This window comes from Gammaproteobacteria bacterium (assembly GCA_034522055.1).
Classification (GTDB): domain Bacteria; phylum Pseudomonadota; class Gammaproteobacteria; order JAABTG01; family JAABTG01; genus JAABTG01.
In genome coordinates, this window is record JAXHLS010000006.1 from 589,294 (window position 1) to 609,946 (window position 20,653).

General features: G+C 66.6%; 22 protein-coding genes and 1 pseudogene. 19 read left to right on the forward strand and 4 right to left on the reverse strand.

Annotated elements, in window-relative coordinates; translation table 11 throughout:
• The 17 genes and pseudogenes from fliO (at position 1) to U5S82_21570 (ending at position 15,253) form a co-directional block, all read left to right on the forward strand.
• On the forward strand, positions 1-456 hold the full coding sequence (fliO, locus tag U5S82_21490) for a flagellar biosynthetic protein FliO (GenBank protein ID MDZ7754139.1): 456 nt from the start codon (positions 1-3) through the stop codon (positions 454-456).
• On the forward strand, positions 449-1,189 hold the full coding sequence (fliP, locus tag U5S82_21495) for a flagellar type III secretion system pore protein FliP (protein MDZ7754140.1): 741 nt from the start codon (positions 449-451) through the stop codon (positions 1,187-1,189). Before fliO ends, fliP begins: the two co-directional genes overlap by 8 nt.
• A 25-nt stretch (positions 1,190-1,214) precedes the next feature.
• Positions 1,215-1,484, forward strand: coding sequence for a flagellar biosynthetic protein FliQ (locus U5S82_21500; GenBank protein ID MDZ7754141.1), 270 nt, complete (start codon positions 1,215-1,217; stop codon positions 1,482-1,484).
• A gap of 33 nt (positions 1,485-1,517) precedes the next feature.
• Positions 1,518-2,300: a flagellar biosynthetic protein FliR gene (gene fliR / locus U5S82_21505; protein MDZ7754142.1), complete on the forward strand. Its 783-nt coding sequence runs from the start codon at positions 1,518-1,520 to the stop codon at positions 2,298-2,300.
• 2 nt (positions 2,301-2,302) lie between these two features.
• Positions 2,303-3,469: a flagellar biosynthesis protein FlhB gene (gene flhB / locus U5S82_21510; protein ID MDZ7754143.1), complete on the forward strand. Its 1,167-nt coding sequence runs from the start codon at positions 2,303-2,305 to the stop codon at positions 3,467-3,469.
• A 16-nt stretch (positions 3,470-3,485) separates the two neighbouring features.
• Entirely contained in the window at positions 3,486-5,582 is a 2,097-nt protein-coding gene (gene flhA, locus U5S82_21515) for a flagellar biosynthesis protein FlhA (GenBank protein ID MDZ7754144.1), read from the forward strand.
• A gap of 42 nt (positions 5,583-5,624) precedes the next feature.
• Positions 5,625-6,842, forward strand: a complete 1,218-nt coding sequence (gene flhF / locus U5S82_21520; protein ID MDZ7754145.1) for a flagellar biosynthesis protein FlhF — start codon at positions 5,625-5,627, stop codon at positions 6,840-6,842.
• Positions 6,829-7,698 (forward strand): MinD/ParA family protein, encoded by an 870-nt coding sequence (locus tag U5S82_21525; protein MDZ7754146.1) that lies wholly within the window; start codon positions 6,829-6,831, stop codon positions 7,696-7,698. The genes flhF and U5S82_21525 overlap by 14 nt, the downstream gene beginning before the upstream one ends.
• 18 nt (positions 7,699-7,716) lie before the next feature.
• A complete protein-coding gene (locus U5S82_21530; protein ID MDZ7754147.1) occupies positions 7,717-8,445 on the forward strand; it encodes an RNA polymerase sigma factor FliA in 729 nt (242 codons plus the stop codon).
• A gap of 733 nt (positions 8,446-9,178) precedes the next feature.
• Positions 9,179-9,919: a flagellar motor protein gene (locus U5S82_21535; GenBank protein MDZ7754148.1), complete on the forward strand. Its 741-nt coding sequence runs from the start codon at positions 9,179-9,181 to the stop codon at positions 9,917-9,919.
• Positions 9,916-10,851 carry a flagellar motor protein MotD gene (motD, locus tag U5S82_21540; GenBank protein ID MDZ7754149.1) on the forward strand — a complete coding sequence of 312 codons (936 nt, stop codon included), beginning with the start codon at positions 9,916-9,918 and terminating at the stop codon, positions 10,849-10,851. Before U5S82_21535 ends, motD begins: the two co-directional genes overlap by 4 nt.
• A 229-nt stretch (positions 10,852-11,080) precedes the next feature.
• Positions 11,081-11,290, forward strand: coding sequence for a hypothetical protein (locus U5S82_21545; GenBank protein MDZ7754150.1), 210 nt, complete (start codon positions 11,081-11,083; stop codon positions 11,288-11,290).
• Between the two features lie 13 nt (positions 11,291-11,303).
• Positions 11,304-11,702: a DUF2802 domain-containing protein gene (locus U5S82_21550; GenBank protein MDZ7754151.1), complete on the forward strand. Its 399-nt coding sequence runs from the start codon at positions 11,304-11,306 to the stop codon at positions 11,700-11,702.
• A gap of 122 nt (positions 11,703-11,824) precedes the next feature.
• A complete protein-coding gene (mrcB, locus tag U5S82_21555) occupies positions 11,825-14,131 on the forward strand; it encodes a penicillin-binding protein 1B (protein ID MDZ7754152.1) in 2,307 nt (768 codons plus the stop codon).
• Positions 14,132-14,265: 134 nt separating this feature from the next.
• The gene (locus U5S82_21560; GenBank protein MDZ7754153.1) at positions 14,266-14,766 is read left to right on the forward strand and encodes a hypothetical protein; all 501 of its coding nucleotides are present in this window, start codon (positions 14,266-14,268) and stop codon (positions 14,764-14,766) included.
• Positions 14,767-14,975: 209 nt separating this feature from the next.
• Positions 14,976-15,185 carry a hypothetical protein gene (locus U5S82_21565; GenBank protein MDZ7754154.1) on the forward strand — a complete coding sequence of 70 codons (210 nt, stop codon included), beginning with the start codon at positions 14,976-14,978 and terminating at the stop codon, positions 15,183-15,185.
• Positions 15,158-15,253, forward strand: a pseudogene (locus U5S82_21570) (MazF family transcriptional regulator). Before U5S82_21565 ends, U5S82_21570 begins: the two are co-directional and overlap by 28 nt.
• Before the next feature lie 4 nt (positions 15,254-15,257).
• Here the strand turns inward: U5S82_21570 and U5S82_21575 are convergent.
• On the reverse strand, positions 15,258-15,545 hold the full coding sequence (locus U5S82_21575; protein ID MDZ7754155.1) for an EscU/YscU/HrcU family type III secretion system export apparatus switch protein: 288 nt from the start codon (positions 15,543-15,545) through the stop codon (positions 15,258-15,260).
• Positions 15,542-16,861 (reverse strand): flagellar hook-length control protein FliK, encoded by a 1,320-nt coding sequence (locus tag U5S82_21580; GenBank protein MDZ7754156.1) that lies wholly within the window; start codon positions 16,859-16,861, stop codon positions 15,542-15,544. The genes U5S82_21575 and U5S82_21580 overlap by 4 nt, the downstream gene beginning before the upstream one ends.
• Positions 16,862-17,081: 220 nt before the next feature.
• Between U5S82_21580 and U5S82_21585 the strand changes: the two genes are divergently transcribed.
• The gene (locus U5S82_21585) at positions 17,082-18,020 is read left to right on the forward strand and encodes a pentapeptide repeat-containing protein (protein ID MDZ7754157.1); all 939 of its coding nucleotides are present in this window, start codon (positions 17,082-17,084) and stop codon (positions 18,018-18,020) included.
• A 32-nt stretch (positions 18,021-18,052) separates the two neighbouring features.
• Here the strand turns inward: U5S82_21585 and amrA are convergent, their stop codons facing one another.
• Both amrA and amrB read right to left on the reverse strand, forming a co-directional pair.
• Positions 18,053-18,643: an AmmeMemoRadiSam system protein A gene (amrA, locus tag U5S82_21590; GenBank protein MDZ7754158.1), complete on the reverse strand. Its 591-nt coding sequence runs from the start codon at positions 18,641-18,643 to the stop codon at positions 18,053-18,055.
• Positions 18,621-19,406 carry an AmmeMemoRadiSam system protein B gene (gene amrB, locus U5S82_21595; GenBank protein ID MDZ7754159.1) on the reverse strand — a complete coding sequence of 262 codons (786 nt, stop codon included), beginning with the start codon at positions 19,404-19,406 and terminating at the stop codon, positions 18,621-18,623. The genes amrA and amrB overlap by 23 nt, the downstream gene beginning before the upstream one ends.
• Positions 19,407-19,491: 85 nt before the next feature.
• On the opposite strand from amrB, the gene amrS reads away from it, so the two are divergent.
• Complete coding sequence (gene amrS, locus U5S82_21600; GenBank protein ID MDZ7754160.1) at positions 19,492-20,607, forward strand: AmmeMemoRadiSam system radical SAM enzyme; 1,116 nt, start codon at positions 19,492-19,494, stop codon at positions 20,605-20,607.
• Positions 20,608-20,653: the final 46 nt, after the last annotated feature.

Genomic DNA, 20,653 nt, shown 5'->3' on the forward strand with positions numbered 1-20,653 from the left:
ATGGGAATCCATCACCTGACATCATCCCGGATCATGGCCTGCGGCCTGTCCGCGTCCTGGCCGCTGCTGGCGGGCGCCGCCGAGGTCCCCCAGGCCGGGGCGGGCTTGCCCGGCCACATGGTGCAAACGGTGATGGGTCTCGCGGCCATCGTGCTGCTGATCTTCGGCCTGGCCTGGCTGTTGCGCCAGGTGTTCCGGCTGCAACCCACCATGAACGGCCGCATGAGGGTCCTCGGGGGGCTCTCCCTCGGGCCGCGGGAACGCATCGTGTTAATCAAGGTGGGAGACACCCAGCTGGTAGTGGGCACGACGCCCGGCCGCATCCAGACCCTGCACGTGCTCGACAAACCCCTGCCCGAGGACGAGGCGCCGTCCGCCCCCGGTCGGGGACCCTTTGCGCACCAACTGGCCGAGGCCCTCGGGCGCCGCAAGACACGGGAGAAGGGTGGTGTATAGCAGGCTGCTGGTGGCGGGGGTATTGCTGGCCCTACCGGTGGTGGCCGCGGCCCAGCCCGGGCTGCCCGCTCTCGCGGTGACCAGCAGCGGCGACGGCGGGCAGACCTACTCCATCAGCATCCAGATCCTGCTCTTGATGACGGTGCTGACCCTGTTGCCGGCCGCCGTCATCATGATGACGTCGTTCACCCGCATCGTCGTGGTGCTGGCCATCCTGCGCCAGGCCCTGGGTACCGCCCAGACCCCGTCCAGTCAGGTGCTGGTGGGGCTGGCCCTGTTCCTCACCCTGTTCATCATGATGCCGGTGTTCGAGGCCATCCACGACGACGCCTTCCAGCCCTACATGGCCGAGGAGATCGGGTTCCAGGAGGCAGCTCAGCGGGCCGCCGGCCCCCTGCGCCGGTTCATGCTGGCCCAGACCCGGGAGACGGATCTGAAACTGTTCGCCGACATCGCGGGCCATGAGCCACTGTTGGACCGGGACGACGTGCCTTTCTCCCTGCTCATGCCGGCTTTCGTCACCAGCGAACTCAAGACCGCGTTCCAGATCGGTTTTCTGATGTTCCTGCCGTTCCTGGTCATCGATCTGGTGGTGGCCAGTGTCCTCATGTCCATGGGCATGGTGATGCTGTCGCCCCTCATCATCTCGTTTCCGTTCAAGATCATGCTTTTCGTGCTGGTGGACGGCTGGGCCCTGGTGATGGGGACCCTGGCAACCAGTTTCTACGTATGAGTCGCCCGTGCTCAGGAGGAAGCCCATGACCCCGGAACTGGTAATGGAGGCGGGCCAGCAGACCCTGTTGGTGACCTCGGTGCTCATCCTCATCGTACTGGTGCCCTCGTTGATGGTAGGGCTGCTGATCAGCATGTTTCAGGCCGCCACCCAGATCAACGAACAGACCCTGAGCTTTCTTCCCAAGCTGCTGATAGCGCTGGCGGTAATGGCGACGGCGGGCCCGTGGATGCTGGACTATGTCATGGATTTCACCCTGCGCCAGTACCACAGCATACCCTACGTGATCGGTTGAGCGGGCAGACGACATCACGGTCGGAGAGGCGATATGCCGATGCAGTTCTCCCTCGCGGAGCTGACGCCCCTCATCATGGGTTTCATGTGGCCCCTGGTGAGGATCAGCGCCATGTTCGCCGTGATGCCGGTGATCAGCGCCGTTCATGTGCCCCCACGGGTGCGGGCGGGGCTCGCCCTGGTGCTGACCCTGCTGGTGGCGCCGCTGCTGCCGCCCCCTCCGGACGTGTCGGCCGTTTCCGCGGCGGGGCTGGTGATCACCTTTCATCAGGTGGTGGTGGGGCTCGCCATGGGTTTCGCCATCCGCCTCATATTCGTGGTGTTCGAGCTGGTGGGGCAGGTCATCGCCCAGCACATGGCACTCCACTTCGCCTCCCTGGTGGACCCCAACAGCGGGGTGCAGATGCCCATGCTGGGGCAGTTCTACATCATCCTGGCCACCCTGGTGTTCCTGGCCATCAACGGCCACCTGGTGGCCATCGAGATCCTGGTGGAGAGTTTCCGGGTGTTGCCGGTGGGGCAGCAGGGGCTGGGGGCCGACGGCCTGTGGGCCCTGGTGGCCCAGATGGGCTGGGTGTTCACTTCGGCGGTGATGTTCGCCCTGCCGGCCATCGCCGCGCTCCTGGTGGTGAATCTGTCCTTCGGCGTCATGACCCGGGCCGCCCCCCAGCTCAATATCTTCTCCGTGGGCTTTCCCATCACCCTGATGATGGGCCTGGGTGTCGTTTTCTTTACTTTGCCGCTCTTCGTGAGACAGATGGAACCCTTGATTGAGAGCGCCCTCGAGTTCCTCGATGCCCTGATTGGAGCCGGTTGATCATGGCGGAACAGGAGGACTCACAGGAAAAGACCGAAGAACCCACGCCGCGGCAATTATTAAAGGCCCGCGAGAAGGGCCAGGTGGCGCGCTCGAAGGAACTGGACACCACCGGTGTGCTGATGGCGGGGGCGGCCATGCTGTTCCTCGCCGGCGGCGGTATTGTGGAGGGGCTCGCCGATGTCATGAGTGGTGGGCTCGCCCTGGAGCGCGCCGATACCCGGGACGTGAGTCGCCTCGGCGTCTATCTGGGGGCCAGCGTGAGGGTTGCCATCGAAGTCATGGCACCCCTGATGCTGGCCGTCCTGGTGGCGGCCCTGTTGTTACCGTCCATGTTGGGCGGCATCGCCTTTTCCCTGGATCCCTTGAGCTGGAAGTGGTCGAAGATGGATCCGGCCAAGGGGCTGGCTCGCATGTTTGGCCCCAAGGGCCTCATGGAACTGGTCAAGGCCCTCGCGAAGTTCGTGGTGGTGCTGGTGGTGGCCGTCGCCCTCCTGTGGTCTGAGGTGTGGGAATTCATGGCTCTCGGCCAACTGGATGACAAAGCGGCCATGGCCGACGCGGTCGGGCTCATCGGCTGGAATCTGCTGGTGCTCAGCGCCGCCATGATCATCATCGCGGCGGTGGACGTGCCGTTCCAGATCTGGAACCACAATCGTGAACTACGCATGACCAAACAGCAGGTGAAGGACGAGAACAAGGACACGGAAGGCAAGCCCGAGATCAAGCAGAAGATCCGCCAGTTGCAGTTGGAGGCGGCCACGCGGCGCATGATGGGCGAGGTGCCCAAGGCGGACGTCATCGTCACCAATCCCACCCATTATGCAGTGGCCCTGCGCTACGACGCCGAACGTATGGCCGCCCCCCGCCTGGTAGCCAAGGGTCAGGACCTCATGGCCATGAGGATACGGGAGGTGGCCGTGGAGCACGGCATCCCGCTGGTGAGCGCGCCTTCCCTGGCCCGTGCCATCTACCACACCACGGAGCTAGAGCAGGAGATCCCGGCGCGTTTGTACAAGGCGGTGGCCCAGGTGCTGGCCTACGTCTTCCAGTTGCGCCGTTATCGAAAACAGGGCGGACCGCCGCCGGCGCCGTTGAATCCTGCGGACCTGCCGCTGCCGGATGATAACAGTGGCGGTCGCGGCGGCGCCCGCGGAAGAAGAGACTGAGGAGGACCGAGGTCCCATGAATCCGGAACAGTGGTTGGGCCAACTGCGTCATCTGCTCGGCAACGGGCTGGGTACGCCGATCCTCATCGTGGTCATGCTGTCCATGATGGTGGTGCCCCTGGCTCCCGTGATGCTGGATGCCTTGTTCACCTTCAACATCTCCCTGGCCCTGCTGGTGCTGCTGGCGGCGGTATACAACAGACGTCCCCTGGACTTCTCCTCCTTTCCCACCCTGCTGCTGGTAGCCACCCTGTTGCGGTTGTCCCTCAACGTGGCCTCCACCCGCATCGTCCTCCTCGACGGTCACACCGGCCCCGGCGCGGCGGGCACGGTCATCGAGTCCTTCGGCGGCTTCGTCATCGGCGGCAACTACGCCGTGGGCTTCGTCGTGTTCATCATCCTCATCATCATCAACTTCATGGTCGTGACCAAGGGCGCGGGGCGCGTCTCTGAGGTGAGCGCCCGTTTCACCCTGGATGCCATGCCGGGCAAGCAGATGGCCATCGACGCCGATCTCAATGCCGGCATCCTCGACCAGGAGGAGGCGCGATTACGGCGCGCCGAGGTGGCCCAGGAGGCCGATTTCTACGGTTCCATGGATGGCGCCAGCAAATTCGTCCGCGGCGACGCCATCGCGGGTATCCTGATCCTCATCATCAATCTGATCGGCGGCGTGGTCATCGGCACCATGCGCCATGACCTGTCCATTGGCGAGGCCTTCCAGGTCTATGGCCTGCTGACCATCGGCGATGGCCTGGCGGCCCAGATCCCGTCCCTGTTGTTGGCCTCGTCGGCGGCCATCATGGTTACCCGGGTCTCTACCACCCACGACGTCAGCCACCAGATCATCGAAAACCTGTTCCAGAATCCGCGGGGGCTGGCGGTCACGGCCACGGTCCTGGGGGCCATGGGCGTGGTGCCGGGCATGCCCAACGTGGCCTTCCTCAGTCTCGCCATACTCGCCGGCTACGGGGCCTGGCGTATCACCGAGCGCAACAAGGCGGCCGAACAGGCCGAGGCGGTACCGCCGGCCGCGGTGGAGGAACCCTCATCCCGGGACCTGGGCTGGGAAGACGTGGGGGCGGTGGACCCCTTGGGACTGGAGATCGGTTACCGGCTGATCCCCCTGGTGGACAAGAAGCAGGGCGGCGAATTGATGGGGCGCATCAAGGGGGTGCGCAAGAAGCTCTCGCAGGACCTCGGCTTTCTCATCCCGCCGGTGCATATCCGCGATAATCTCGACCTGGCGCCCAACGCCTACCGTATCACCCTGATGGGTGTCACCGTGGGCCAGGCCGAAGTACTGCCCGACCGCGAGATGGCCATCAATCCGGGCCAGGTGTTCGGCAGCCTGGAAGGGCAGAAGACGACGGATCCGGTGTTCGGCCTGGAGGCGGTGTGGATCACCGGGGAACAGCGGGACCAGGCCCAGACCTACGGCTATACGGTTGTGGATGCCGCCACGGTCATCGCCACCCACATCAACCAGATCCTGCTCGACCAGTCCCAGGAACTGCTGGGCTATGACGAGACCCAGCAACTGCTGGATCGACTGGCCAAAGCGGCGCCCAAGCTGGTGGAGGACCTGGTGCCCAAGACCCTGCCCCTGGGGGTGGTGGTGAAGGTGCTGAAGAACCTCCTGGCGGAGAACATCCCCATCCGCGATATCCGCACCATCGCCGAGACTCTGGCGGCCGTGGGAGCGAAGAGTCAGGATCCGGGCGAACTCACCGCCACTGTACGGCAAGCGCTCGGCAGGATGATAGTGAGTGAGATCAGTGGCATAAGCGATGAACTTGATGTCATTACTATAAATCCATCCTTGGAACAATTGTTGCAACAAGCAGTGCAGAACGCCAATCAGAACGGCGTGGGCCTGGAGCCGGGGCTGACGGAGAACCTCCAGCAGGCCATCGGCCAGGTGGTGAGCCAGCAGGAGGCCCAGGGCCGCACCCCGGTGCTGCTGGTGGCCCAGGCCCTGCGACCGCTGCTGGCGGGTTTTGCGCGCCAGATCGCGCCGGCCCTGAAGGTGCTGTCCTACAACGAGGTGCCGGATGATCGGCGGGTGAAGATCGTCGCCACCATCGGCGGTGAAGCGGCACTGACGGCCTGAGGGCGTGAGTGACCAGCAGCGGAGTCCGGGATTGATACGCCAATGAAGATTAGACGCTACTTCGCCGAGGATATGCGCCAGGCCATCCGCAAGGTGCGCGAGGCCCAGGGTCCCGATGCGGTGATCCTGTCCAACCGCAAGGTGGACGGGGGCATCGAGGTGGTGGCCGCAGTGGACTACGACGAGGCGCTGCTGTGGCACGAAGACAAGGCCCCGCGGGCGGAAGACGCCGCGGAATCGCCGTCGCTCGAGCAGGCCCCGGCACGGCAGGAATCGGCCGGGCGGGAGACGGCTGCCGCGGCCGTGGAATGGAGCCAGGACCCGTCCATATCCGCTCTGCGCGAAGAGGTGCACTCCATCCGCGACATGTTGCAGAATCAACTGGCGGCCCTGGCCTGGGGCGACCTGGGGCGGCGCCGGCCCAGCCGCGCGGCGTTGCTGCGGCGGCTGTTGCAGATGGACTTGAGCCCCGAGCTCGCGCGCCGCGTGGCGGTGGAGACCGGGGAGGAGGATGGGGACGCGTCGCGACAGTGGAAGCGCGCCCTGGCCCTCATCGCCCAGCGCATTCGTACCAGCGGCGACAGCCTCGTGGACCGCGGCGGGGTGGCCGCCCTCATCGGTCCCACCGGCGTGGGCAAGACCACCACCGTGGCCAAGCTGGCGGCCCGTTACGCGCTCGCCAACGGACCGGACCAGGTGGGCCTCATCACCATGGACACCCACCGCGTGGGGGCCGCCGAACAACTGCGCAGCTATGGGCGCCTCATGGGTATCCCGGTGCGGGTGGCGCGTAATCGGGAAGAACTGGAGACCGCCATCAACGATCTCTACGAACGCCGTCTGGTGCTCATCGACACCGCCGGCATGGGCCAGCGTGATGCCCGGGTACGGGATCAACTGGCGGCACATTTCGAGGGTCTGGGTATGGTGCAGACATTGATGGTGCTGGCCGCCAGCAGCCAGTTGGCCGCCCTCAGGGAGAGCGTGAAGGCCTTCGGCGTGGCGCACCCCGAGGCCTGTATCGTGACCAAGCTGGACGAGGCCGTGTCCCTCGGGCCGGTGATCTCGACGCTGGCGGAGTACCAGCTGCCGGTGGCCTATTTCAGCGACGGCCAGCGTGTCCCCGAGGACATCCAGCCGGCCCGGGCCCACAATCTGGTGACGCGGGCGGTGGTGAGGATGAAGCAGTCCCTGCCCGCCTTTTCCGACGAGATGGCGGAGCTGGCCATGGCCGGGGGGACCGTCGATGGACGCGCCTGAGTTGGTCGCCGGCCAAGCGGCGGGCCTCGAGGGCTTCGGTGAACGGCGGCCGGTACGGGTTATCGCCGTCACCGGCGCCAAGGGCGGTGTGGGCAAGACCAACGTGTCGGTGAACCTGGCGGTGGCCATGGCGCGGGCCGGCAAGCGGGTCATGCTCATGGATGCCGACCTCGGCCTGGCCAACGTGGATGTGCTGCTGGGTCTGCAGGTGAGGCGCAACCTGTCCCATGTGATGGACGGCGAGTGCACCCTCGAGGAGATCATGGTGGAGGGGCCGGCCGGGGTGCAGATCCTGCCGGCGGCCTCGGGGGTGAAACGGATGGTGTCCCTGTCCACCCTCGAACATGCCGGGCTCATCAACGCCTTCAGCACGCTGCCCGCGGTACCCGACGTGTTCATCGTGGATACCGCGGCCGGTATCTCCGACAGCGTCATCCGCTTCACCGTGGCCGCCCAGGATGTGCTGGTGGTGGTGTGTGACGAGCCGGCCTCCATTACCGACGCCTACGCCCTGATCAAGGTGTTGAACCGCGACCATGGCCAGGACCACTTCCATATCCTCGCCAACATGGTGCGCTCCAATCAGGAGGGCCTGCAGCTGTTCCAGAAGCTGGTGCGGGTGACGGAACGCTTTCTCGACGTGACCCTGGATTTCGCCGGCAGCGTTCCCTATGACGACAACCTGCGCCGGGCGGTACAGAAACAGCTCGCCGTGATGGAGGCCTTCCCCCGTAGCCCTGCCGCCAAGGCCTTCGAGCAGGTGGCGGGCACCGTCGAACGCTGGCGGCGGCCCCAGCGATCTCAGGGACACCTGGAATTCTTCGTGGAACGCCTCGTACAATCAGGGGGATTTTAATTCACCGAGGCGGGCGGCATGAGCGGTTTGGCTATGTACACGGAGGCCCAGGCGGGTTCCCATGATGAGCTGGTAACCAAGTACGCGCCTCTGGTGAAGCGCATCGCCTATCACCTCATGAGCCGGCTGCCGCCCAGCGTCCAGGCGGATGATCTCATCCAGGCCGGCATGATCGGCCTGCTCGAGGCCTCCCGTAATTACGATGCCACCCAGGGGGCGAGTTTCGAGACCTATGCCGGCATTCGGATCCGCGGCAGCATGCTCGACGAGATCCGCAAGAGCGACTGGACCCCCCGCTCCCTGCACCGCAAGGTGCGTCAGGTCAGCGAGGCCATTCGCAGCATCGAGGGCGAGGCGGGGCGGGACGCCCGGGACACGGAGGTAGCCGAGCGCCTCGGCATCTCCATCAGCGATTACCATCACATCCTGCAGGACGCCTCGGGCCACAAGATATTCAGCTTCGAGGATCTCACCGTGGGCGAAGAGTCCATCACCGAGGGCCTGGGGAGTCGGACCGTGGGCCCGGCGGAGTCGGTGGAAATGGACAGTTTCAAGGAATGCCTGGCGGATAACATCTCCTCCCTGCCGGAACGCGAACGCCTGGTGATGTCCATGTACTACGACGAAGAACTCAACCTGCGGGAGATCGGCGCGGTGCTGGGGGTCAGCGAATCCCGGGTGTGTCAGATCCACGGCCAGGCCCTGATGCGCCTCAAGGCCCGCATGAGCGACTGGCGGGAGGCCTGACGTCGCCGGCGGGCGGTTGGATGGTCGTGACGGGGAGGCGCCGGGGGGCCGAACCGTGTCCACCGTCCGCACCCCATCCCTGTCCTTCAGGGCCGCCTTCCCGTTCCTGGCCGCGCGCCCATACATCGGTGGCCCATGCCACTGCCAGTTAACGTGAAAGACGCGAAGCACGAACTCCCCCTCTCCCTCTGGGACAAATCCGTCGGGAACGGATTTGAACGCGCCTCGGCGCGGCCCCGAAGGGGCGAAGGGCAGGATGCCCGAAGTACAGGGATGGGGTGAGGGAACGAACATGGCGATACGCGCTCCTCTTTCATCATCTTGGGTGGCGCGTATCGCCATGAGAGTTAACCGCAGTCACAACCCTTGCCTTCAGTTTCGGCGATTGCCGCCGTTCTCCTGGTTAGCTTCGTGGTCTTGCGGGGACGGTTTTTTGACGGTCTGCGGGAACACCCCGGTGCCGGGGCGCCCCCGATCTCTCTCATCCGTGCCAAAGGCGGCGGGAAATCACCAGGTCGCTTCTGGGAAGCTTATGTGAATCAGAGGCATAGCATAAAATCGGCGGTCAAGGCGGGCGCGGCGCCGGCGCCGTGGGCGAAGGACATGAACGACACTGGCGCAGATTTTGCCCTGATTCTGCCAGTTTTCCCCTCGGGGGTGGCGGGCGTTGCATCGCGCGGCCTGCGGCGCTCCCGCCGGCGACCCGGCAAGCAGACGAAAGACAAGGGATAAGGTGGACTTTTTAAGCATATTCGGGCTGGCGCTCGGCATCGGGGCCATCATTTTCGGCCAGGCCCTGGAGGGCGGGCATCTCCATACCCTGCTCAACGGCCCCGCCCTGGTCATCGTCTTCGGCGGCACCTTCGGCGCCATCATGCTGCAGGCGCCGGCGCCCACCTTCATGCGCGCCCTCAAGATCCTGCCGTGGGTGTTCAAACCGCCGGCGGTGGCGGCCCAGGAGACCATCGAGAAGATCGTCTCCTGGAGCCAGGTGGCCAGAAAGGAGGGACTGCTCGGCCTCGAGGGCATGAGCGAGGACGAGCCGGACATCTTCGCCCGCAAGGCGCTGCAACTCATGGTGGATGGCAACGAGCCGGATACCATCCGAGCCACCATGGAGGTCGAGATGTATACCACCGAGGACCGGGATATCGCCGCCGCCAAGCTCTACGAGGGTATGGGTGGTTACAGCCCCACCATCGGCATCATCGGTGCCGTGGTGGGCCTCATTCACGTGATGGGCAATCTCGCCGATCCGAGCGCCCTGGGGTCGGGGATCGCGGCGGCCTTCGTGGCCACCATCTACGGCGTGGGGCTCGCGAATCTGCTATTTCTCCCCATCGGCAGCAAGCTCAAGAGTTACATCCAGAAACAGAGCCAATATCGCCAGATGATTATCGAGGGGGTGATCGCCATCGCCGAGGGTGAGAACCCCATGAATATCGAACTCAGGCTGCGGAGTTACATGATATGAAGGGCCGCGGACGACGCCCGGAGGAGCACGAGAACCACGAACGGTGGCTGGTCTCCTATGCGGACTTCATCACCCTGCTGTTCGCCTTCTTCGTGGTGATGTATGCCACATCGTCCGTTAACGAGGGCAAGTACCGGGTGCTGTCCGATTCCCTCATTGCAGCATTCTCCGGCGATACCCGTTCCCTGTCCCCCATCCAGATCGGTGAGGAGGTGCGGGTGCCGGTATCCGAGGGTCAGGCACCGCCCACCGCGGTGGTCAGCCTCGATGCCTCGGTCTCGAATGTCGCGGGCCACGGTCCCGCGGAGGATGGCAACGAGCGGTTCAAGCGCGATGGGGATCAGGTGGATGAGAGTGTGGATCCCCAGGGCCCCGGGGCCGAGATGGAGGCCGTGGAGGATCTAGGTGAACGCATGCGGGAGGCGTTGTCGCCCCTCATCGACGATGATCTGGTCATCGTCCGCGAGATGGACGACTGGCTTGAGTTGGAGATCAAGACCAGCATCCTGTTCGACAGCGGCAGCGCCCGTCTCAAGGGCGAGGCGGTGGACGTGCTGGGCGAGGTGGCGACCCTGCTGAAGCAGTTTCCCAATCCCATCCAGGTGGAAGGGTTCACCGACGATGTGCCCATCAACACACCGGCCTATCCTTCCAACTGGGAACTCTCGGCGGCCCGCGCCGCCAGCGTGGTGCACCTGTTCATGAAATACGACGTGAGGCCGGACCGCATGATGGCCATCGGCTATGGTGAGTATCGGCCCATCGCCGATAATGAGACCGCCGATGGACGGGCCAGGAACCGGCGCGTGGTGATCGTCATCCCCGCCGACGAGGACACCCGCAAGGCCCTCGATCTGCGGCGACTGGAGAATCTGCGCCAGGGCGGCGATGGCGGTCCGGCACCAGGCGCTCCGCCCGCCGCCCCGGGATGACGGGCAACGGGGGCTGCCGCCAAGAACCGTCGTCGCCACGAATCCCTGTCTAATGAGCCGCTCCAGTCGCTGCCCCTGGCATGTTCTATGCTTTGACCATAGGGTAAAGCGAGGGTCGCCAGAATGTTGGCGTTGCGGGAGAGGGCCAAGGGGATTGCGTGCCACGGGATGATCGTGGGGTGGGTCCGGTTGATGGCCAGGGTGCGGGCAACCGTTGCCGGCGGGACCCGTGGCTGAATCCCGGGACATCCATCCCCTGGGCACGGTTTATCCGGTGGTGCCCATCCACAAGGATACGGACCGTTCCCGCGGCGTACCGGAGGAGGGGCGGCGCCGGAGGCATCGACGCCCGCCGGCTCACCGGCAGGCACCGCCGCCCCCCGATGACGGCCATGACGATGACGGCGACAAGGGCGGTCATGTGGACGAGTACGCCTGAGGAGAGAAGACGCATGGTGATTGATCTGCCCGATGCGGTAGCACTGACAGGATTGCTGGTGATGGTCATCGCCCTGCTCGTCACCGCTCACCGCTTGCGCCGTCTGACGCGCAGGGTGGCGGAGCAGGGCCGTCATATCCGGGATCAGGAACGCACCCTGCAGGCCCTGTGTGCCGGAGCGCGGGGATTGGGGGACAGCCTGCGGGCCATGGAGCAGCGTATGAGGGGGGCCCAGCATCGCCTGGATGATCTCGACGGCGTCGAACCCCAGGGCCGGCTCTATCGCCAGGCCATCGAGAGAGCCCGTAACGGCGCGGATCAGAAGGAACTGGTCGATACCTTCGGCCTCGAGCCCGGGGAGGCGGAGCTGTTGAGGCGCCTTCACACCCCCGCGGGACGACATCTCAACTGACCCTTGATCGCGCGGCGCTGACGGCCGCCGCCCCGGCCAAGGGTCCGCCGGCTCCGGCCGTATGAAACCCCCAGAGAATAACCGCCCGCCGGCCCCGGCACCGCTGGTAGAATACGGCGGTTATGGCGAAGTCCCGGACAAAAAGACGCTCCCCTCGCAAGGGTCGGCGGCCCGCGGCCCGGCGTTTTCCCTGGATCAAGCTCACCAGCGCCGTGACGGTGCTGGTGGGCGTCGGCCTGATGCTCCAGCTGGCCTGGCTGGACAGCCGCATACGCAGTGAATTCGAGGGCCGGCGCTGGGCCCTGCCGGCGCGCATCTATGCCCAGCCGGTGGAACTCTATGCCGGCCGGGCCATGGCCCCGGCCCATATGGAGCGACTGTTGCGCGATCTGGGCTATCAGGACGTGTCCCGGGCACGGCGGCCGGGTCAGTTCGAGCGTAGCGGCAGCCGCTTCACCATCTACACCCGGGAGTTCGATTTCTGGGACGGCCGCCAGGCGCCAGGCCGCCTCACCCTGGAGCTGGACGGCGACCGTATAGCCCGCCTCACCGGCGACGGGGGGCGCCCGGTGGCGGTGGCCCGCCTCGAGCCGCGGGAGATCGGGCGTATCTATCCGGCCCATCACGAGGACCGGGTGCTGGTGCGTCTCGAGGAGGTGCCCGAGATACTGGTGGCGGGGATCCAGGCGGTGGAGGACCGCAAGTTCGCCCGCCATCACGGCATCGACCCCTTTGGCATCGCCCGCGCCCTGTGGGCCAACCTGCGTGCCGGCCGCACGGTACAGGGTGGCAGCACCCTGACCCAGCAGCTGGTGAAGAACTATTTTCTCAGCCGCGAGCGCACCCTGACGCGCAAGGTCAACGAGATGTTCATGGCCCTGTTGCTGGAGCTGCGCTACGACAAGGACGAGATCCTCGAGGCCTATTTTAACGAGGTGTTCCTGGGCCAGCAGGGGCGGCGTGCCATCCACGGCTTCGGCCTGGCGGCGCGTTTCTATTTCGGTCGTCCTCTTGAGGAACTGGAGCTGGCCCACCATGCCTTGCTCATCGGCATGGTGCGCGGGCCCAGTTACTACGACCCGCGACGCCATCCCGAGCGGGCCCGGGACAAGCGCGATCAGATCCTGGGCATCCTGGCGCGCGAGGGCGTGGTGGAGGCGACTGCTGCCGCACGGGCGGCCGCACGTCCCCTGGGGCTTGCCGATGGCAGCCGCCTCCAGGATTCGCCCCATCCCGCCTTCATCGACCTGGTGCGCCGCCAGTTGCGCCGCGACTACCGCGACGAGGACCTCAAGAGCGCGGGCCTGCGCATCTTCACGACCCTGGATACCACGGTACAGGCGCGGGCGGAGGAGGCGTTGAGCCGGGGCCTGCCGCGTCTGGAGCAGGCCTACGGGCTGGCGGACGAGGTCTTGCAGGGTGCGGTGGTGGTCACCCATCCGGGCAGCGGCGAGGTGCTGGCGATGGTGGGGGGGCGGGATCCGGAGATGGCGGCCTTCAACCGCGCCCTGGATGCCCGGCGCCCCATCGGCTCCCTGGTCAAGCCGGGCGTCTATCTCGCTGCTCTCGAGCGCAACGGCGGCTATCATGTCCTGAGCCCCCTGGACGACACGCGGGTGGAGATCACGGCCCCCCGGGGCGAGGTGTGGCAGCCTCGCAACTACGACCAGAAGGAACACGGCACCGTGGCGCTCGCCGAGGCCCTCATCCACTCTTACAACCTCGCCACCGTGAACCTGGGCATGGCCCTGGGCCTGCCCAAGGTGGCGCGGGCCCTGGAGCGCCTGGGCCTGGAGCAGGAGATCCCCCTGTACCCTTCGCTGTTGCTGGGGGCGGTGGACATGGCGCCGGTGGATGTGGCTCACCTCTACCATACCCTGGCCAGCGGCGGTTTCCGCATGCCCCTGCGGGCGATCCGAGAGATCACGGACGCCGAGGGCCGGGCCCTTAACCGTTATCGGCTGTCCGTGGAAAAGGCCTTCGAGCCGGGCCCCGTGTATATCGTGAATAGTCTCCTGGCGGCGGTGGTGGAACGCGGCACGGCCCATTCCGCCGCGGCGCGCCTCGGCCCCGGCCGGCGTCTGGTGGGCAAGACGGGAACCACCAACGACCTGCGGGACGGCTGGTTCGCCGGTTTCGGCGACGACCTCCAGGCGGTGGTGTGGGTGGGACGGGACGACAACAAGCCGGCCCGCCTCACCGGCGCCCAGGGGGCGTTGTGGATCTGGAGTGGGCTCATGGCCCGCCTGGATGCCGCCTCCTGGCCGGGGGCGACGCCGGAGGATGTGGCCTGGCACGCCGTTGACATGGACCGGCGGGTCCGGCTTCCGGCAGCGTGTGGCGGTGATGAACGCTTGCCGTTTCTCGCCGCATTGCGCCCGCCGGCCGCGCCCTGCCCGGGCGGGGAGGAGGACTCATGGTGGCCGTGAACCCTCCGATACGAACCTGGTAATTTAAATGAGATAAACGAAATAAGACCATGTATATAAAACAAAATAAAGGTTTGGTCGCAGGCCTCGGTTGCGGCATTCTGATGGCCGTGTTGGGGATGGGGGGGTGCGGCGTGACGCCTACGGCCCCCGTGCCGGTGGAGGACCGCGGCGGCGGTGGCCGTCCCTCGACAGCCACCGGCGCAGCCGAGCCCGCGCCACCGGCGGAGGTGGAGGAGCGGGGCATGCCGGCCGAGCGGACGGGCGCCGCTGGAGACCGCTTCCCCGCCCCCCAGCCGGCGGCACCCACCTCACCGGCGGTGGTCGCCCTGCTGGAGCAGGCCCGTGACGCCGAGGGTCAGGGACGGCTCGACCTGTCGGAGGCCAATCTGGAGCGCGCCGTGCGCATCGAGTCCAGGAACCCCATGATCTGGCACCGCCTGGCCCTCATCAAGCTGTTCCGCCAGCAATACCCCGAGGCGGTGGCCATGGCCCAGCGCTCCAACGCCCTGGCGGCGGGACGGCCCGGGCTGCAGCGGGACAACTGGCGCCTCATCGCCCAGGCGGAGGAGGCGCGGGGCAGGATCCCCCAGGCCGAGGAGGCCGCGGCGCGGGCCCGGCGAGTCGCGCCCTGAAACCGGGGTTTCCCGGGGAGGGCGCCATTACCTCTATGACCCCTGTCGACACTCTCGTGCCGGGAGACCACTCGGCAACGGAGCCTTCGTAGGACATTTGTAATCTGTCATAAATCAGTTACTGGCGCCGAATCGCCCCGGGTGTGAAGCACGTCAAAAGCCGGAACAGATGTACTATGCTCGGACGCACGGAAACATTGGAGCCAGCAATGCTGCAAACCATCGAAGTCGAAATCGACAGCACAGGGCATATTCAACCGGTCGAGCCGATGTCGCGCCTTCCGGTTGGGCGGGCATTGCTAACCTTGCTGACGCCTCCCACCGACGAAACGGCCTTGCTGGCCGAAGCCGCGTTGGCCGAGGATTGGCTCAAATCGGAAGAGGAAGAAGCATGGATGCATTTGCAGCCGGACAAGTAGTCGTTCTGCCATTTCCCTTTTCGGATCTCAGTCGCAGCAAATTTCGCCCGGCACTCCTGATCGCCGATGCCGTCAGTTGTCGGCACGCGGCGGCGGCTCCCGGCCCGACAGGCGATAGGCGAAGGCGATGACCTGGGCCACGGCCACATACAGCTCCCGGGGCACCTCGTCACCCAGTTCCACCTGGGCCAGGAGCAGCGTCAACTCGGGGTCCTCCTGCACGGGGACGCCGGCCTCGGCCGCCAACTCCAGGATATGCTCCGCCACCTTGCCACGGCCCTTGGCCGTGACCCGCGGCGCCGCCCGGCCGTCGTACTGAAGGGCGACGGCCGACGGCAGTCCCTTGCGCTTTTCGGTCATGCGGTGATGCTCAGCAGGCGGGCGGGGCCGTGACCGCCATCGGGGGTGGTCCCGGGAGGACGGCCGGCGAAGATGCCGAGGCGGGCCACATCCAGGCCGGCGCCTTCCAGTTCCGCCTGCAACTCGCCGAGGTGGGACTGGATGGTGCCGGCGGTGGTGGCTTCTTCCGCCCACAGGACGGCGGAGAGGCGCCCCCCCCGCAGGGTCAGGCGCGCGCTGAGGGCACCGAGTTCCTCCAGTTCGAAGCCGATCTCCACCGTCCAGGCTTCGGTGTCGCCATCATCCCCCGCTCCGGCCTGGTCGCGGCCGATGCGCAGGGAGAAGATGTCGGTGCCGTCATCACGGCGCACGGGCACTTCCATGGACCAGTTGAGGCGCGCCCCATCCTCTGCCGGCAGACTGTTCAGCTGATGGATCTGCAGCCGGTGGATGGCGCTCTCCGTCTGTTGGCGTAGCTCGCTGGTTACCCGCTCGGACGTCGAGTTCGCCGTGAGGGAGGGCTGGGCAGGGGGCTGGGGTGGCGGAGTCTGGCCTCGCATGGGAGGCGGGCCCGGATCGGTTCGGGTAGGCGTAGGGGCTGCAGTTTCCGGGCGGCCGCGCGGCGTGCCCTCGGGCCGTGGCGGCTGCGGTTCCGCCGCCGTCCGGGTGGTGGGCGGTGTGCCCTGGGCCGCCGGGCGCCCCTCCGTCCCCCCTCGGGCCGGGGGCGTTGCCGGCTGGGCGGCACGGGTGAGGATGGCCAGCAGGCGCAACAGCTGTCCCTTGAGGTCCCGCTGGGTAGCCGGTGGTACGCCCTCTGCGGCATGGCGCAGCCCGGCCTCGAAGAAGGTGCCGCTGTGTCGCAAGGCCTCCCGGACGCCCTCGGCGCTGGTCATCTGGCGCGGCCCGGGCAGGGATTGGAGTAACTGGCTGGCGGCATCGGCCACCAGGGGATTGGCCGGTGGGCGAGGGATCCCCGGTGTCGCAGTGGCCACGGTCTGAAGGTTGGCCAGCAACGGGGCCATGGCCGCTTGGCGGGGCAGCGAGCTACGTAAGGCACGGCGTTCCACCTCGGCCTGGCCCCGGGCCTCGGGCAGCACCTTGAGCACTACCGGATTGCGGGCCCGTTCCACCTGGAGTTCGATGGCCTGGCCCTGGCGCAGGGCAACGTCGGTGGCGGCCCCGAGGCGCTGGCCGTTGAGATCCAGGACGGCCCGGCCGCCACCTGCAGACACCACCATGGCCTGGAGGATCTGTCCTACCTGGAAGCGCTGGACGACCGCCCGGGCGGACGCCAGGAGGATGGCGTTGCCTCTATTGACTGGATTGGCGATATCCACCCGAGGCTAGCCCAAGATCGAGGGTTTAGGGGAAGGGTCGACCAGCGGCATAGGGGGCTCCTGCGGGGCATCCCGGGACGTTGCCGTGAAGTGCGGGCGGCGCGATGATGGAGCCCGCGCGTCGTTTACGGCCCATACTAACATTGGGAGAGAGATCACTTGGCAGTTTCATTACATACCTCAACCATTACCCTGACTACGCTATCGTCAATGCGCCCCCATGGCTGAATCGAATTCCAACCCGGCTACCCTCTGGTACGTGCGCCGCGGTACCACCGTGAAGGGACCGTTTCCCGCCTCCCAGATTGCCAAATATGTCGTGCTCGGTCGCGTCCACCCGAGCGACGAGGTAAGCCAGGACCAGCAGAAGTGGCACAAGGTGGCAGAATTTCCGAGCCTGGTGCCCCCGGCGGTGAAGGAGAGTGCCACCAGCACAGAGCAGCGCATGCTGCGCCAGCGCGAGGACGAGCGCAGCGGCCACGACCGGCGGCATATCGAAGAGTCCCTCGCCGAGGGCGTGGAGCAGCGCCGGCCCGGCCGGCCGGAGCGCCGCGGCGAGGAGCCCGAGACGGTGATCCGCCACCGGCGCCAGAAGGCCGCCCTGCTGGATACCCTGCGGTCGGGCTCGGAGATGGAGCGCAGGAGTTGGCGCTGGATCGCGCCCGCCGCCGTGATCCTGGTCGCCGGCCTGGTGGCCCTGGGCTTCCTGCTGGGCCCTGCGACCGTCAAGGATACGCCCGACTGCGGCGCGCCACCCGCACCCGGGGTCAACTGGAACAACTGCACCATGGACGGGCTCGAGGCCCGTGATGCGGAACTGGAGGGCGCCCGTATCCGCAACGCCAGGCTGCGCGACGCGGACCTCCTCAACGCGAATCTGCGGGCCGCCGATCTGGCGTACACCGATTTCGCCAAGGCCAACCTGAGTTATGCGGACCTCAGCCACGCGGATCTCAAAGGGGCTACCGTCACGGCTGCGGATCTCACCAATGCCGATCTCACGGGGGCCGATCTGAGTTATGCGAACCTCAGGGACGCACGGCTCGGCGGCGCCGTGATCACGGGCACCCTTCTGTCCGGCGCCGTATGGCCCGATGGGCGTACCTGTGGCCGGGATTCGGTGGGAGAGTGCCGTGTGGTGGCCCCCGCCGGGGAATGAGCCGTGGCCCGATATCCTGTGGTGGGGTCGTGTCAGGCCTCACGGTGGCTGCCGAAACCCTCGGTATGGTAGCGCCAGGCCTTCAGGGGGGCCGTATCGCCGTTCCGTATCCCGGCCTTGGCCTTGAGATGGGCGACGAAGTCCTGTGGTGCGGGCAGGGAAGACCACACCGAAGGCAGGAAGGTGGCCCGGCGCCCCCCCTGCTCGATGATGAGGCCGTCCACCTCCGGCTGCAGTTGCGCCACGAGATCCGCCTCGTCCCGGATGTCCATGGGCACCGGCGGGCTCAGGATGGAGATGTGATAGTCCAGACTGGCCGCCTCGTGCGGCGCCAGGGGCGGGAAGCGCGGATCCTCGAAGGCGGCGGCATAGGCGTGGCGGGCGATGTCCTCCACCAGGGGCAGGCGCGCCTCCAGGGTCCCGATGCAGCCTCGCAGGCGGCCGTCCGATTCCAGGGTGACGAAGGTGGCCCGCGGTGCCCGCAGGGCCTCCTCGAAGTCGGCAGCACTCAGCGCCAGGAGCGCGTGGTGCACCAGGCCATGGGACACCGCATCCCGGGCCACCCCCAGCAGGGTCTCCCGCTGTGCCGTTGTGAGCCCTTCAGGCGAATCCATAGGCACCATAGCCCACCACCTGGTCCCGCGGGCCGGCGGTATCCCCGGAGTTCCTGAGGTCCACGATCTCTCCCTTGAGGCCCTTCTCCCGGGCCGTGAGGATGAGGCCGTTGAGGGGCCGGCAGCCGCAGGCGTGCTCGCCGTCGATGTGGGTGGAGCCCAGCGAGGCGATGAGTTCCGAGGTCTCACCGTCCATGGCGCGGGCCGTGGCGTAGTCATGGAAATGGCTGAGGTCGGAACTCACCACGATGAGGGTCTCCGGCCCGCCCCACAGGCGTTTGAGCACCTCGGATACCTGCTCCGCCGAGGCCTCCCCCACCACCAGCGGTACCAGGGTGAAGTCCTCCAGGAGGGTCTGCAGGAAGGGCAGATGAACCTCCAGGCTGTGTTCCTGGGCGTGGGCCTCGTCGAGGACGCCCACCCAGGGCAGATCCGCGAGTTCGTCCATGGCCGCCCGGTCCAGCGCCACGGCCCCCAGGGGTGTCACGAATTCGTCGGCGCTCGACAGGGCGATGCCCCGGAAGGGCACGCGGTGGCTCGGTCCCAGCAGCACTACCCGCCGGATGGTCTTGCCCAGGGGGGCGATGCGGGCATAGATGCGGGCGGCCACGGGGCCTGAATAGACATAACCCGCGTGGGGCGCCACCAGGGCCTTGGGGGGCGTGCCGTCGGCCCCGGCCGCGGCCAGATAGCCCTCCACGGTGCGGCGCAGCTCATCGGGATCTGCGGTGTAGAAGGTGCCGGCCACGGCCGGCTGTCGTTGGATTGTCATAACGCAATTCCCATCTTGTACATGCCTACTAAAATTATAGATAGAGACAACCACTTCGCAGGAGTGTTGCGTAGGAGCAGGAAGAATGACCACAGAGGCAGCCGAGATCAGATTGAATGATCCGGGGGTGGTGCCCACCCGGTTCTGGCACGAACTCGAGGACGGGCGGATCCAGTGTGATGTCTGCCCCCGCTACTGCAAGCTGCACGAGGGCCAGCGCGGCCTGTGCTTCGTGCGCGCCCGGGTGGAGAACCAGGTGGTGCTCACCAGCTACGGGCGCTCCAGCGGCTTCTGCGTCGACCCCATCGAGAAGAAACCCCTCAATCATTTCCTGCCCGGCACGCCGGTGCTGTCCTTCGGCACCGCCGGCTGCAACCTGGCCTGCAAGTTCTGTCAGAACTGGGACATGAGCAAGTCCCGCGAGCTGGACACCCTGATGGACCAGGCAGAACCCGAGACCCTGGCCAGCGCCGCGCGGGCCCTCGGGTGTCGCAGCATCGCCTTCACCTACAACGACCCGGTGATCTTCCTCGAATACGCCGTGGATACCGCCCGGGCCTGCCATGAGGTCGGCATCAAGTCCGTGGCCGTCACCGCAGGCTACGTGGCCGAAGAGGTGCGACGGGAGTTCTTCCAGCACATGGACGCCGCCAACGTGGACCTCAAAGCCTTCACGGACCGCTTCTATCACCGGGTGTGCGGCGGCCGCCTCGAGCCGGTGCTGGACACCCTGCGCTACCTCAGGCACGACACCGACGTGTGGATGGAACTCACCACCCTGCTCATCCCGGGCGAGAACGACTCCCCGGAGGAACTCGACCAGATGACGCGCTGGGTAGTCGAGGAACTGGGGCCGGACGTGCCCATGCATTTCACCGCCTTCCATCCCGACTGGAAGATGATGGACATACCCCCGACCCCGTTGTCCACCCTGGAGCAGGCCCGCGAGATCGCCCTCGCCAACGGCGTACGCTACGCCTATACGGGTAATGTCCACGACAAGGCCGGCGAGAGCACCTATTGTCACGGCTGCGGCCAGCGTCTCATCGGCCGGGACTGGTACGAGTTGTCTGAATGGAACCTCACGGCGGACGGCCGCTGTAAGCGCTGCGGCACGCCCTGCGCCGGCGTCTTCGAGGCCGAGCCCGGCCAGTGGGGCTCCCGGCGCCAACCCGTGCGGCTGGCGGACTTCCGGCCATGAGGTCCAGCCCGGGGTGTTCTGCCATGAAATGAAAGGTTGAGCATGG